The sequence below is a fragment of the Gemmatimonadaceae bacterium genome (assembly GCA_019637445.1).
GTDB lineage: Bacteria > Gemmatimonadota > Gemmatimonadetes > Gemmatimonadales > Gemmatimonadaceae > Pseudogemmatithrix.
On record JAHBVS010000001.1, the window covers coordinates 1,811,008 to 1,824,023 of the forward strand.

Annotated in this window: 14 protein-coding genes; 7 read left to right on the forward strand and 7 right to left on the reverse strand. The window is 67.0% G+C overall.

Annotated features, from left to right (window positions below; genetic code table 11):
• Window positions 1-191 precede the first annotated feature (191 nt).
• From KF709_08155 to KF709_08170, 4 genes are all read left to right on the forward strand, one after another.
• Complete coding sequence (locus KF709_08155) at window positions 192-950, forward strand: hypothetical protein (GenBank protein ID MBX3174372.1); 759 nt, start codon at window positions 192-194, stop codon at window positions 948-950.
• Entirely contained in the window at window positions 947-2,596 is a 1,650-nt protein-coding gene (locus KF709_08160; protein ID MBX3174373.1) for a HAMP domain-containing protein, read from the forward strand. Before KF709_08155 ends, KF709_08160 begins: the two co-directional genes overlap by 4 nt.
• Window positions 2,593-3,963, forward strand: a complete 1,371-nt coding sequence (locus tag KF709_08165) for a sigma-54-dependent Fis family transcriptional regulator (GenBank protein ID MBX3174374.1) — start codon at window positions 2,593-2,595, stop codon at window positions 3,961-3,963. The genes KF709_08160 and KF709_08165 overlap by 4 nt, the downstream gene beginning before the upstream one ends.
• Window positions 3,964-4,179: 216 nt before the next feature.
• A complete protein-coding gene (locus KF709_08170; protein ID MBX3174375.1) occupies window positions 4,180-5,157 on the forward strand; it encodes a tetratricopeptide repeat protein in 978 nt (325 codons plus the stop codon).
• Window positions 5,158-5,228: 71 nt separating this feature from the next.
• On the opposite strand, the gene KF709_08175 is transcribed toward KF709_08170, so the two are convergent.
• Both KF709_08175 and KF709_08180 read right to left on the reverse strand, forming a co-directional pair.
• Window positions 5,229-6,503 carry an alpha-hydroxy-acid oxidizing protein gene (locus KF709_08175; protein ID MBX3174376.1) on the reverse strand — a complete coding sequence of 425 codons (1,275 nt, stop codon included), beginning with the start codon at window positions 6,501-6,503 and terminating at the stop codon, window positions 5,229-5,231.
• 106 nt (window positions 6,504-6,609) lie between these two features.
• The gene (locus KF709_08180; protein MBX3174377.1) at window positions 6,610-7,173 is read right to left on the reverse strand and encodes a hypothetical protein; all 564 of its coding nucleotides are present in this window, start codon (window positions 7,171-7,173) and stop codon (window positions 6,610-6,612) included.
• Window positions 7,174-7,396: 223 nt separating this feature from the next.
• On the opposite strand from KF709_08180, the gene KF709_08185 reads away from it, so the two are divergent.
• Window positions 7,397-7,630, forward strand: a complete 234-nt coding sequence (locus KF709_08185) for a hypothetical protein (GenBank protein ID MBX3174378.1) — start codon at window positions 7,397-7,399, stop codon at window positions 7,628-7,630.
• A 2-nt stretch (window positions 7,631-7,632) separates the two neighbouring features.
• Here the strand turns inward: KF709_08185 and KF709_08190 are convergent, their stop codons facing one another.
• Both KF709_08190 and KF709_08195 read right to left on the reverse strand, forming a co-directional pair.
• The gene (locus tag KF709_08190) at window positions 7,633-7,941 is read right to left on the reverse strand and encodes a hypothetical protein (GenBank protein ID MBX3174379.1); all 309 of its coding nucleotides are present in this window, start codon (window positions 7,939-7,941) and stop codon (window positions 7,633-7,635) included.
• 34 nt (window positions 7,942-7,975) lie between these two features.
• Window positions 7,976-8,416 (reverse strand): CoA-binding protein, encoded by a 441-nt coding sequence (locus KF709_08195; protein MBX3174380.1) that lies wholly within the window; start codon window positions 8,414-8,416, stop codon window positions 7,976-7,978.
• A 68-nt stretch (window positions 8,417-8,484) separates the two neighbouring features.
• On the opposite strand from KF709_08195, the gene KF709_08200 reads away from it, so the two are divergent.
• Together KF709_08200 and KF709_08205 are read left to right on the forward strand one after the other, a co-directional pair.
• A complete protein-coding gene (locus KF709_08200; GenBank protein ID MBX3174381.1) occupies window positions 8,485-9,636 on the forward strand; it encodes a saccharopine dehydrogenase NADP-binding domain-containing protein in 1,152 nt (383 codons plus the stop codon).
• 213 nt (window positions 9,637-9,849) lie between these two features.
• A complete protein-coding gene (locus tag KF709_08205; GenBank protein ID MBX3174382.1) occupies window positions 9,850-10,104 on the forward strand; it encodes a DUF2007 domain-containing protein in 255 nt (84 codons plus the stop codon).
• Window positions 10,105-10,138: 34 nt separating this feature from the next.
• On the opposite strand, the gene dacB is transcribed toward KF709_08205, so the two are convergent.
• The 3 genes from dacB to KF709_08220 form a co-directional block, all read right to left on the reverse strand.
• Window positions 10,139-11,656, reverse strand: a complete 1,518-nt coding sequence (gene dacB, locus KF709_08210) for a D-alanyl-D-alanine carboxypeptidase/D-alanyl-D-alanine-endopeptidase (protein MBX3174383.1) — start codon at window positions 11,654-11,656, stop codon at window positions 10,139-10,141.
• 30 nt (window positions 11,657-11,686) lie between these two features.
• Window positions 11,687-12,508, reverse strand: coding sequence for a cytochrome c oxidase assembly protein (locus KF709_08215; GenBank protein ID MBX3174384.1), 822 nt, complete (start codon window positions 12,506-12,508; stop codon window positions 11,687-11,689).
• 195 nt (window positions 12,509-12,703) lie between these two features.
• Window positions 12,704-13,015: a cytochrome C oxidase subunit IV family protein gene (locus KF709_08220; GenBank protein ID MBX3174385.1), complete on the reverse strand. Its 312-nt coding sequence runs from the start codon at window positions 13,013-13,015 to the stop codon at window positions 12,704-12,706.
• Between the last annotated feature and the right edge of the window lies 1 nt (window position 13,016).

A 13,016-nucleotide genomic window follows, 5' to 3' on the forward strand; every position in this document is an offset into this window, starting at 1 on the left:
CCTCCATGCGGCAGCGCGTCGGACTCCTGGTATTGCTTACATCGGCTACGGCGCCGCTGGTTGCCTGTGTCACAGTTCGCACAGAGCGACCGGACGAGATGGCGCCCGTGGAGTTCGCCACCGGGGCCCTTTGGGCTGTGCCAGCCTGCTCCGTAGTCGACACCACCGCTGCGAGTCCGGACACGATCCGTGTGCTGAACGTCCGAGCGCCGGCTCCCGATGCGGCGATGCCCGTCTGTCCGAAGCAGCGGCTGACGTTCGTGGACGCGCCTGTCGCGTACGCACTCCAAGTGCCAACAGGCGCAGACCTGCGCGATGTGATCGAGGTCGGCGTCGGTGTGAGTCGTCTTAGGCCCGACGTCGTCGTGACTACCTCCACTGAAGTGGTGGAGTTCGCGCGCAAACGGGGCGGCTACAGTGTCGAAGCCTTGCCTTGGCAGTGGACCTATGTGCTGGTCACCGCCGAAGCCCGCGCCATCGCGCGCTTCTCCTCGCCCCTGGAGCGCGACGCCCTCGCACGCGAGGCCGTACGCGCGCCAGCGCGTGGGGCCGTAGAGCCGTTCCCTGGTCGAGGCAATGCCGACTGCACTGCGCCTGCCCTGACCGCCCGCGTCGAACCCAGTCGCGCCATCGCCTACGTGGAAGGAGATGGTATCTCGCGATCGCTCGCCGAACGACTGGTCGTGATCACGGGGCTAGAGCGCGTGGTTGCGCTAGGCGCGGACTCAGTGGACGGAGCCCTGCGCTCCGGCCGTGCCGCGGCCGCGGTGTTCCCCATACCGCGCGATCCTCGCACAGGCTGCGCCGTGCCTGAGGGACTGCGCGTTCCTGCCACTGCCGTGCCGCTGGTTGATGTCCACGCCCACGTGATCGTTCGCCGGGGCAGCGGCGCCGCGTTCGTCATCGCGCCCGATGGCTCGCTGCACTTCGCACGTCGAGCGTCGCGATGAGCTTCCGAACCCGTCTGACGCTTGCGCTCGCCGCGCTGGGGACCATCCCGCTGCTGCTCTTCGGGCTCGGGCTGAACTGGGCGTTGGGTGCGCGGCTCGAACAGGAGTCCGAGGCGCGGCTGGATCTCGCGGCCTTCAGCGTCGAGCAGCAACTGACGCAGCTCGCGGTTCCACTGGGCGAGCGCGTGCAGGGTGCGGCCGCCGAGCTGGCGCGGGACAATCGCTTTCGGCTCGCACTGGCCGACGATCAATCTGCCGAGCGCCTGTGGTTGCTCGACTGGGCATCGGCGGCGATGCGGTCCGCAGGACTCACATTTCTGCAACTACACGACTCCACGGGTCGGATCCTGAGCTCCGGCCACAATCGCAACGAGCACGGACGCCTCGCGGCCGCGGTGCCGCAGCTGTTCCGTGACAGTGCGCGACTTGCCGTCGTTGACGCACGAACGCCGGATGGGAGCCGTCGCAGCCTCGTAGTGATCGCCACCATCAGCGCGCGAGGAGAGCGATTCACGCTGGTCGGTGGCGTGCCGTTCGACTCCGCGCGAGTGTCTGCGTTCTCGACGGATCCCAGCATCACGTCGGTGCTCCGTCTCGATACAGGTTTCGCCGCCTCCGGCGTTCCTGTTCGGAGGCTCTCGCTCCCGTATCTCGACGACGCCAACAGCCGCGCGGCCACGACCGCAGTCCTGACTCTGCTGCACGACACAGCGAGCGCCCGCGAGCTCAAGGCGAGGTTGCGCAACTCGCTGCTGGCGGCCGTGGCAATCACGCTGCTGCTCGCCTTCGGAGTGGCCACGATCCTTGGCCAGCGCATCTCCCGGCCGCTGGCGCAGCTGGCCAGCCGCACCGCCGCACTCGATCTCGACCGCCTCGACCAGACGTTCAGCTCCGGGCGCGATGACGAGCTCGGCGCGCTCGAGCAGACCTTCGATACGCTCACCGGCCGACTGCGCGCCAGCGTTGGCCGGTTGCGGGAGGTCGAACGCGCCGCAGCAACCGGTGAGCTCGCCCGCCAGGTGAACCACGACATCAAGAACGGGCTGGCTCCGATTCGCAACGTGCTCCGGCACCTCGGCCAGGTCGCTGAGCGCGAGCCGGAGCAACTCGCCCAGATGTTCAAGGAGCGCCGCGGTACCCTCGAGTCCAGCGTGGAGTACCTCGACACGCTGGCTCGCAACTATGCCAAGCTCACGCCGTCGTTGGACCGCGGACCCACGGACCTGCGGCCAATCCTTGCCAAGCTGGCGGCTGCGGTCACGGCGTGCACTGTCGAACTCGACCTGCCTGATGCGCTCCCCAAGGTCCGTGCCGACGCCATCGTTCTGCGGCGAATACTCGAGAACCTCATTGCGAACGCCGCCGAGGCGATGGAAGGCATGCCAGGGCGCATCGCAGTCTCCGGCGCAGTGATCGGCGAGGTGAGTGATCGTCGCGTGCGGGTCGCGATCACCGACACCGGCAGGGGAATGACGCGCGCCGAACTCGATCGCGCCTTCGACGACTTCCATACCACCAAGGCCAGCGGCACTGGGCTCGGCCTTTCGGTCGTGCGTCGCCTGCTAATGGACGTCGGCGGCTCCGTGCGGGCCGAGACCGCGCCGGGCGACGGATCCACCTTTACCATCGAGTTACCGGCCGCATGAGCCATCTCCTCGTTGTCGATGATGTCGCGACGCTCGCCGAGCAGTATGCGTACGACCTGACGCGCATCGGCGGGCACAGCGTGCGCACGGCACCCAACGGCGGTGTCGCGCTGCGCCTGCTCGAATCGGGTGGAGTGGATTGCGTGATCCTCGACCTCGAGATGCCAGGCATCGATGGCTTCGAGGTGCTGCGCACGCTGCGGCATCGTGGCGACGACGTGCCGGTGATCGTGTACACGGGCACGGGTGACTTCGACCGCTGCATCGAAGCCGTGCGGCTCGGCGCGTCGGGGTTCATCGACAAGGCCGAACCGATGGAGCGCGTGGCGCAGGAAGTCGAGGGCGCCATCGAGCGGCACCGCCTGCGCCGCGAGCTCTTCGCACTCCAAGCGCGCCTTGGCGAGTCCTCGCTGTTCGGCCACAGCGCCGCGATGCGGAAGCTCCGTGACGAGATTGCGCGCGCAGCGCCGGTGAAGAGCAGTGTCCTGATCACCGGCGAGAGCGGCACGGGAAAGGAGCTCGTCGCGCGCGAGCTGCATCGGAATGGCGCGCATCCTGCCGCGCCGTTCATCGCACTCAACTGCGCGGCGTTGCCGGAGAACCTCGTGGAAGCCGAGCTGTTCGGCCACGAGCGCGGTGCGTTCACCGGGGCCTCGGCGGCGCGAAAGGGCGCGTTCGAAGCAGCCGGGGACGGCACACTATTTCTCGACGAGATCGGCGAGATGCCGCTGGCGACTCAGCCGAAGCTGCTGCGGGTGCTGGAGAACCACACGGTCACGCGCGTGGGGAGCAACACGGCGACGAAGGTGAGTGCGCGCGTCGTGGCGGCCACCAATCGCGACCTGGACCAGATGGCGCGCGAGGGCGGCTTCCGCGAGGACCTGTACTATCGACTCAACGTCTTGGTCATCCGCACGCCGCCGCTGCGGGAGCGTCGGGAGGACATTGCGCCGCTGGCGGAGCGATTCGTCGAGTTGACCTGTCGCGACTTCGGAATCCTCGCCAAGCGGCTCTCGCCTGAGGCGCGCGAGGCCTTGGTGGCGCAGGATTGGCGGCGCAACAACGTGCGCGAGCTACGAAACGCCATCGAACGGGCGGTGGTAAACGCCGAGGGCGAGACGATTCGCGCGGAACACCTCGCGCCGGGACTTCGCAGTGGTTCGGCGTCCTCAGGCAGCTCGCCTGGCGCCATGGACGGCGCCGAGTCCTTCCACGCGCAGCGAACGGACGCCGAGCGCCGCATCGTGTTGGCCGCGCTCGAGCGGCACGGTTGGCAGATCACACGCACTGCCGCGGCGTTGGAGCTCGCGGACCACGCGAGTCTGCTCAAGATCATGCGACGGCTGGGGATTCAGCGCGAAGGCTAGCTGCGCGACGCGTCCGCGTGTCCAGGCGGACACGTGCATTCCACGACGATTGTGCTCGCGCGGACACGCCACGCGAAGGCCCGCCGAGTGGCGACGCTGCAAGCCGAGGATTCACAACAGCTTGCGCGATGGCATCGTGACCGTGCCAAACGGTACGCCTGATGCCTTTCCTGTGGACCGACGGGAAATGATTCCCGCCACCACAGGGAGGTCAGCATGACCCGCAACAAGCAGCAGCACCTGTCCCTCGGCCACCTCACCATGGTTCCCGTGGTGGCCTTCACCCTGGCCTTCGCCGCCTGCGACGGCAAGGACGAGCCGAAGTCGAAGCAGGTTGTCTCGGCGCAGGCCGTGACGCCCGGGATCACGCCGACAGCGATGGTCACGCGCGTGACGCCCGCCAAGGACATTCCGGTGCAGCCGGTGTCGACGCCCGCGCCGACGAGCTTCGGCAGCGCCGAGGAGGCCTACGAGGGCGGCGACTTCAAGACGGCGGCGCGGATGTACCGCACGCAGGTGGAGGAGACGCCTGGCTTCGGCCACGGGCACTACATGCTCGGCCTGTCGAGCTGGAAGGCCGGGGACTTCGAGGGCGCCAAGCAGGCGTTCGAGAAGAGCATCGAGATCACACCGACGTTCGCGAAGGCCTACTTCAACCTGGGGCGCGTGCTGCTCGACCTCGACCGCGTGCCCGAAGCCATGGAGGTGATCGAGAAGGGAAGGACCATCGACTCCACGTCGGGTGAGGGGCTGCGCCTCGTCGCCCGCGCGCAGGCCGAGTCCGGCAACGTCGATGGCGCGATCGCGACCTACAAGGAACTCCTCGTGCGGAACGAGGACGACGTGTGGGGTCTCAACAACCTCGGCATGCTCTACCTGCAGCGCGGCAACGTGGACGAGGCGCTCGGTCCGCTCGCCCGTGCCGTGCAGGTGAAGCCGACGGCGCCGCTGTTCCTCAACAACCTGGGGATGGCGCTGGAGCGGTCGGGGCATCCGGTGGCCGCGCTGCGTCGGTATGAACTCGCGGTGCAGCATGACTCGAGCTACGTGAAGGCCGTGCGGAATGCCGAGCGGATGAAGGGGATCGTCCCCACCGGGGAGGTTGTGGACGAGGTCAGCGTGACCGTGCTGGCCGAGGGGTTCCGGCTGGTGGTGCGGTCGTGGAAGACGGACGTTGCGGTTCTGACGCCGTGATTCCGGACGCGGGTGCTTCGAGTCAGCGGGCGAGTCGCAGCGCGGCTCGCCCGCTGATTCACATTGGATGTCTAGCCCACGCGGACGATGGCGTCGCTGCCGATGTCCGCGATCCGCCGCGTGCCGGCAAGCGCCATGACCGTACGTAACTCCCGCTTGAGCAACCGCAGCACCGCCGTCACGCCCGCCTCTCCGAAGGCACCGAGTCCCCAGAGGTACGGCCGCCCAATCCCGACGGCATCCGCCCCCATTGCCAATGCCTTGAAGACGTCCGTGCCGCGCCGCACGCCGGAGTCGAGGATCACCGGCACCCGCTTCCGAACCACGCGCGCGATCTCCGGAAGCGATTCGATCGTTCCTCGTCCGGATTCGTCCGCGCGCCCGCCGTGATTGCTCACCACGATGCCATCCGCCCCGCGCCGCAGGCACTCGGCCGCATCCTCCGCGGTGACAATGCCCTTCACGTACACCGTCATGGGCGTGGCTGCCTTCAGCCGCTCCACAAACTCCCAAGTGTGCATCGGCGTGTTGAAGTACTCGTCCTTCATCTCGATGCCGTCGAACATCGGCTTGCGGGCGAACTGCGTGTTCATGCTACCGTAGGAGTCGCTGGAAGCGTGGCACTGCGCGCAGTTGCGGCGGTCGCGCTTGATGAAGCGCGAGAGACTGATGCGATTGCTGGACACGGGCAGGTCCACGGTGAGCAGCACCACCGGACAGCCCGCGCCCTCAGCGCGGCGCAGCAGGCGCTCCGTGATCTCCCACTGGTTGGTGGGATAGAGCTGGTACCAGATGGGGGCGCCGCGTTCCTTGGCGACATCCTCCACCGAAGTTGTCGAGACGGTCGAGAGCATCATCAGGTGTCCTTCCGCCTTGGCCGCGCGCGCGGTGGCCAGTTCGCCTTCAGCGTGAAAGGCTCGCTGGCTGCCCGTGGGCATCACCACGATGGGCGAGTCTTGCTCCGTGCCTGATATGGACACCCGCATGTCGATGTCGCTGATATCGACGAGGCGCCGGCTGCGCAGCTGCCACCCGTCGAAGCCCGTACGGTTGGCGCGCAGCGTGGCGTCGCCGTCCACGCCAGTCGCGATATAGCCGTAATGCGCCGGTGGCAGCGTCCGCTGCGCGGTCACGCGCATATCGAACACATCGAGGGCGTCGTCGGCGCTGGAAATCAGTTCACCAAGGTCCTGGTCGGGTTCGCCGAGGGTGCCGAGTCGCTCCAAGGCCTGCTCGGCGGCGTTATCGTCGTCGGTGTCGCACCCGGCGGTCGCGAGGGCAGCGAGCAAGGGGCTCGCCGCGAGGTACTTCACGAGGGCGCGGCGTGAGGCGTCGGCGTCAGGCATGTCGGGCTCGCAGGTGGTGGGGTACGGCGAACATACGGCACAAGGCCGCACACCACGAGAGCGGCCGACGTCGAAGGAGGTACCTGTGCGCGCGCTCCGGCCGATCCTAGGCTGCGGAGCGAGCGTTCGGCGTCCGACGCGGAGACAGCTCCCGCGCCGTAATCCACACGCCGAACACCACTTCGATTGCGGCAACCACGTAGGGAACCGTCGCTCCGCTCGGCATCCCCATGAAGATGCTGCCCAGTCCGACGCCACAGAGAACGGCGGCAATCACCCAATACACAACATCGCCGTAGGCAGTGCGGAATCCGAAGTAGTGGGCGCCCACGGCAATGGCGGAGAGCGGGAACACGAGTTCCGGTCGATAAGGCAACAGCAACCAGGCCGCGAGGAATCCGGCAAGCATCGGAAACACCGTTTCCGTCACCGTGCGCCCACCGATGTTCGTCACAGACGGAGGATCTCGGCGAAACACGACGCGCACCAAGAGCGCCGAGATGGGGAAGATTGTCATCCCGCCGAAGAACAGGAACACGAATCCGGTAGGGACACCCGCCCGCGAGCTGGCCAGCGCCGCGACAAGCCACACAATCCCTGAGACGATCGCGCCCGGCCCACCGTTGAGGTACGACGCTCGGAGTTCAACCTGCGCGGATGCAACGTCCACGGTTCTTCCTCCCTATGTGTCGTGTGCCGACCTGGTGGCGGCTCGAGAGCACCTACGGCGCAGCTCCGCGCCGGATTCACCCGACGCAGGATGCGCCCTAGAATCGCGAGTGGGACAGAGCGGGCAGCGGGAGTAACTTGCTACTGGGACAAGAGCATCAACGCCTGTATAGCAGAGGACGGCGATGTCGAGGGCATTCCTGAGGGACGATGCGGAAGGGGAGATGCCCCGCCGCAACTACGCGCTGCCGGATCGCGATGATCCCGGCTTCGACCGTGCTGCGGCGCGGGCGTTGTTGGAAGCCGCGTGTGTGAATGAGACGCAGCTCGCCGAGCGGGCCACGGGCTACTACTGGGGCGAACCCAAGCTGCGTCCGTACGTCGAGGAAGTCGTCGCGGAGGCGGAAGCTGCCGGCCAGGAGCGGCTAGAGCAGGTGGCGCGTCGATATCTGCGGTAGCGCTACGCGATCCAGGCCGCGAGTGCCCAGACGATGCCCGCGGCATACAGCGTCCCGAAGATCTCCTTGTTGTAGCGCGCCAGCCACTCGGGCAGATAGATGTCGAAGTTCGGCCGGCGGTCCTCGGTGTACCTCGCAGCGACATCCGTGAGTGGGCAGCGCCAGGAATTGAGCGCGAGCACCAGCGCTTCGCCGGCGACGAACCCGATGAGGATGCCGGCCAGGCCCAGCCGGCCGCGCCACAGCGCGAGCGGGATGCCAACCACGCAAGAGGCGAAAAAGGCCCAGGCGACCGTATGCACTAGCTTCACGGCCCGCAACTTCGAGGCTGCTCGGCTCACGAAGTCACCGTCCCCGCTCCTGCAGCTCCACCATCAAGCACCGATCCTGCACCACGTCAACGCCCTCCTCCGCGAGCGCCTGCGCCACCGCGTCGTTACGAATCCCCGACTGCAGCCAGACTGCGCGCGGTCGTGACGCCAGAAGGTCGTCCAGGTGCCCCGTCACATCCTTCGATCGGCGGAACACGTTCACCAGGTCCACACGCTCCCCAATCGCCGCGATGCTGCGGTACACCGGCTCGCCGAGGATTGAGCTGACCTCGGGATAGTAGACCGGAACAGGGATCACCCGCATCCCCGACCGCTGCACGTACTCGGGGACCCAGAACGCCGGTGCCCCGGATTCCGGGACCTTGATGCCCAGCACCGCCACGGTGCGCACGCGGTCCAGGAGCGCCGAAATCTCGGCATCTGTCTCGAGGAGGTGCTTCCGCCAATCGGCCATGTCAAATCGGATGAAATGAGCTGGTCCCGCCGCTAGATTCCCAAAGCTACCCCCTGACCGGAGACTCGATGCGGCTTCTCGTCCTCGGCGCCGGCCTGCAAGGCTCGGCCTGCGCCTACGACTTGTTGCAGAACCCTGACGTGAAGGAAGTGCGACTGGCGGACCGCGTCACCGACGCGCTGCCGGACTTCCTGCAGCCATATGTGGGCAAGGGCCGACTCCAGCCCATCGCCCTCGACGTGAAGGACGCCGCCGCCGTGGCCCGTGCGATGGACGGTGTGCAGGCCGTGATGTGCGCGCTGCCCTACTACTTCAACGAGCCGATGACCCGCGCGGCGATCGCCGCGGGTGCCCATTTCTGCGACCTGGGCGGCAACACGGAGATCGTCCAGGAGCAAAAGCAGCTCGACGCCGAGGCGAAGGCCAAGGGTGTGACGGTGATCCCGGACTGCGGCCTCGCGCCCGGGATGGTGAACGTGCTCGCGCAGCTGGGAATCGACCGGCTAGACAAGACGGACTCGGTGCGCATCTACGTCGGTGGCCTGCCGCAGCACCCCGAAGGCCCGCTCAAGTACCAGATCGTCTATTCGATCGAAGGCGTGCTGGACTACTACACGACGCTCAGCTGGATCGTCCGCGACGGCAAGCGGATGGAAGTGAAGGCGCTGAGCGAGATCGAGCCGGTGCACTTCGATGCGCCGGTGGGCGAGTTGGAGGCCTTCCACACGGCAGGCGGGCTCTCGACGATGGCGCACCGCTACGAAGGCAAGATCCCGGAGATGGAGTACAAGACCCTGCGCTACCCCGGGCACGCGAAGATTATGGAGGCCATCCGCGAGCTCGGACTGCTCGAGGACAAGCCGGTGGACGTGAAGGGCACGCCGGTGGTGCCGCGTGATGTGGCGATTGCGCAGATGCAGCCACGCCTGTTCAAGCGCGAGAGTCCGGACCTGGTGGCCCTGCGCGTGGTGGTGAAGGGCACGAAGAACGGCAAGCCGCAGACGCAGAGCTTCGAGCTGGTGGATCGGAGGGACGCCGAGCACGGCATCAGCGCGATGATGCGCACCACGGGCTATTCACTGTCCATCACGGGGCAGTTGCAGGCACAGGGGCTCGTGAAGCCTGCCGGCGTGCACACGCCTGACGAGTGCGTGCCTGGCGAGCGCTACGTGGCGGAGCTCGCCAAGCGCGGGATCAACATTCGCGAAACAGTATCCTGAGGCGAAACGGCGCCGCAGCGAGCGTGATGCCGGCGGAACCGCGGAATGCCGCCGGAACAGGTTTAACGCGAACGTAATGCCCAAACGTCTCACGAGCGGGAACCATCCCCAGTCGTGACGCGTAGTTGGCTCAACGGGTATCTCGTCATACGCGGTGGACGATTCCCGTCACGCGCAGTAGGCTTGCGACACCTCAACCGGAAGGAGGGAGCGATGGCTGAAAATGCGTTCGTAGTCCGTACCTTCCCGAACAGCGTCGAGGCGGAGTTTGCCCAGGCGGTGCTGGATGCCAATGGCATCGCCTGCATGTTGCTGAAGGACAACGGCGGTGGGATGCTGCCGTTCCTGGATGTGCTGCACCCGGTGCGCTTGGTCGTGCGGCAGGGCGATGTGGATACGGCGGTGCGGCTGCTCGATGCGACGGCGGCCACGGATCCCAACGCCAAGGAACCACCGCTGCCGAGCTAGTAGTAGACTCTGCGCCGCCCGCGCGCTTGTCTCGTCAGCGCGCGAAGCCGGCCAGCGTCACGCCCATCGCATCGATGGTGGAGCGGGCGCGCCAGAGATCTCGACCGTTGTACAGGAAGGCGAAGGCCAAGAGCTCCCCCGAGCGGGTCGTCACGTACCCGCCGAGGGAGCTCACGTCGTTCGTGGTGCCGGTCTTGGCGCGGAGGTTGTTGTCGGCCGGTGTGCGGCGCATGCGGGTGCGCAAGGTCTCGGTGCGGCCCGCGACGGGTAGCGTGGTCGCGAAGACTTCGCCCCAAGGCGCGGCCTGCGCGTAGCTCAGCAGCTGCACCATCGACTTCGCCGTCACACGGTCGTGCGTGGAGAGGCCACTGCCATCCGCGGCGAACACGGCGTTGCGGTCGGCGCCTACGCGAGATTCGAGAAAGGCGCGCAGGGCTTCGTTGGCCGCGGCGGCCGACCCGGCGTCCTGCTCGGTGCGCGCGGCATTCCGGAACAGCAGTTCGGCGAAGTGGTTGTTGCTCTCGCCGTTCATCGTCATGATCAGCTGCGCCAGCGGCGCCGAACCCCACGCGGTGAGACGCTCGGCATTCCCGGGCGCGGGATCGGCGCGGACTTCACCGTCGATCACGATGCCGCGTTTCTCAAGCGCGGCGCGGAAGGATGCGGCGGCGAATCGCTCCGGTTCCTCGACGACCACGCGGTAGCGCCGCTCCGGGCTTGAGGCGCCTATCCATCCGTGCACGCGGAAGTGGCCGGCCACGGTGTCCTGCCACACGCGAATCCAGGCGCCGCGGCTGCCTTCGCGCACGTTCACCGTGGAGTTGATGGGGATACCGTAGAGTTCTTCCTCGAACTGCACGGTGGCCCCGCGCGCGGTGGAGCGCACGACGATGTTGGCGATGTTCTCGTTGACGCTGAGCGCCGAGACGCGGGCCGCGTAGCCGGCCTGGAGGTAGCGGCGCAGCCAGCCGTCGGGCACGCGGCTGTCCTGGAACGCCGAGGCGTCGCCGACGATGTCGCCGGTCACGCGACGCACACCGGTCGCGTAGACCTGGTCAGCGATCGCGTCCATCGGCGAGACGCCATCGTGCCAGTTGCGATAGCGCGGGGAGAGCGAGGGGTCGCCGGCGCCCTTGAGGTAGAGATTGCCGGTGATCGTGCCGTCACTGAGCGCGCCGTCGCGCAGGATCTCGGTGCGGAACTGATGTGCGGGGCCGAAGCGGTCGAGTGCCATCGCCGACGTGTACAGCTTCATCGTCGACGCCGGCAGCAGCAGGGCGTCCGGATTGTGCGCGAACAGCGTGTCGCCGCGGGTAAGCGAGACGACCATCACGCCCCAGGCGCCGCGCGTGGTGGAGGCGCGAATCAGGGTTGCGAGGTCACGCTGCAGTGCAGCGCTGCCGATGGGACTGGTCGCGGCCGGCGTCGGCCGCGGCGCTGGCCGTCGGCCTGCCGGTGCCGTGGGGGGCCGCGGGGTCTGCGCTGCCGCGTCCACGGTGCCGATCAGGGCACAGCAGGCGAGGAGGGCGACGACGGCGCGGCGATGAGGCATCTGTGCAGGTTAACCAGTGAGACGAGGGGCTCAAGCCCTGACTTGCGCGCCGGCCCTGTCGTCACGCTGGCTGGTGCTCCAGCGGAAGAAGATCACCGAGGTGATCAGGTAGAAGAACAGGCCGCCGGGGATCCACATGATCAGGCCCCCGAGGCGCTGGTCCTCAAGGGGCGAGAGGCCCCAGAGGCGTGGCGCGCTGGCATAGGCAGGATAGAGCACGTGGTCTGCATACACGATGAAGATCGAGATGATCGTCATCGGGAGCGTCAGCAGGAAGCTGTAGAGCATCTGCCCCGGATAACTGAGTCTCGGCAGCTCCGGCAGCGGGCTCAACATGGGCCACCACATGATGACCGAGGCCACGAGGAACATCAGGTGCTGCAGGATGTGGATCTCGTGGTGGAACATCGCGGAGTTGTACAGCGGGGGGAGGTGCCAGCCGGCCAGGACGACGTTGAAGATCGTGAAGGCGGCGGTGGCTGGCGTGACCTTCTCCGCGAACTTCCTGATGGGCCTGAACTGCAAGGCGGGGCGGAGCATCCAGCCGGGAGTGCCCATCAGCAGCAGTGGCGGCACGACGATGGTGAGCACGAGGTGCTGCACCATGTGGCCGGTGAACAAGTAGTAGTCGCTGATGTCGTGGACGGGGCCGTTCAGCGTCAGGAACATCAGCAGCAGGCCAGTGCTGAAGCTGGCGGTCTGGAACAGCGTCGGTTTGTGGCTGCCGTCTCTTGGGATGCGGGAGAGCCACAACGCCTGGATCGCCAGGATGCCGATGACGGTGGACCAGTGGAGGGTGAAGCCTCCCTGGCTGAGGTCGACGTTTGGGTGGGCCCAGATGACAGGCTTCATGCGGGATGCGGGGTGGAACTACGCAGAGGGAAGCGGGAACGGGATGCGGGATGATGCGGGGCGCGGGACTTGATGCGGGGGAGGATGCGGAGGGAGATGCGGGGGGGGGGGATACGGGATGCGGGGGCGCCCGGAGATTCCGAGCCACCCCCGCATCGCGTTTCAGCCTTCGTCCTACAACCTTCGTCCTCCGTCCTAGAGAACAAACTTCCCAAACAGGAACAACAGTGCCGTGATCGTCGCGCCGGCAATGATGAGCGGGCCGGTGAACAGGGCCTTGAACAGCTTGTGGTCGTACTTGAGGTGCATGTAGAACAGCACCACGATGGCGAACTTGGCGGCCGACATGATGATCAGCGCCGGATTGAACAGCGGTGAGGCGACCAGGCTTGGGATGTAGTAGGCCCAGACCTCGATGGCCGTGATCAGCGTCAGGATGACGCCGACCTTGATGTACGTGGCGCCGGTCGGGTGCGCGTGGGCGGCGTCCTTGTGCTCGTGTGCCATG

Coding starts and splice junctions, on each gene's coding strand:
- KF709_08185 (MBX3174378.1), top strand. CDS start 7,397: ATGCCCCGCCGCAACTACGCGCTGCCGGATCGCGATGATCCCGGCTTC.
- KF709_08195 (MBX3174380.1), bottom strand. CDS start 8,416: ATGGCCGATTGGCGGAAGCACCTCCTCGAGACAGATGCCGAGATTTCG.
- KF709_08160 (MBX3174373.1), top strand. CDS start 947: ATGAGCTTCCGAACCCGTCTGACGCTTGCGCTCGCCGCGCTGGGGACC.
- KF709_08220 (MBX3174385.1), bottom strand. CDS start 13,015: ATGGCACACGAGCACAAGGACGCCGCCCACGCGCACCCGACCGGCGCC.
- KF709_08205 (MBX3174382.1), top strand. CDS start 9,850: ATGGCTGAAAATGCGTTCGTAGTCCGTACCTTCCCGAACAGCGTCGAG.
- KF709_08170 (MBX3174375.1), top strand. CDS start 4,180: ATGACCCGCAACAAGCAGCAGCACCTGTCCCTCGGCCACCTCACCATG.
- dacB (MBX3174383.1), bottom strand. CDS start 11,656: ATGCCTCATCGCCGCGCCGTCGTCGCCCTCCTCGCCTGCTGTGCCCTG.
- KF709_08215 (MBX3174384.1), bottom strand. CDS start 12,508: ATGAAGCCTGTCATCTGGGCCCACCCAAACGTCGACCTCAGCCAGGGA.
- KF709_08175 (MBX3174376.1), bottom strand. CDS start 6,503: ATGCCTGACGCCGACGCCTCACGCCGCGCCCTCGTGAAGTACCTCGCG.
- KF709_08200 (MBX3174381.1), top strand. CDS start 8,485: ATGCGGCTTCTCGTCCTCGGCGCCGGCCTGCAAGGCTCGGCCTGCGCC.
- KF709_08165 (MBX3174374.1), top strand. CDS start 2,593: ATGAGCCATCTCCTCGTTGTCGATGATGTCGCGACGCTCGCCGAGCAG.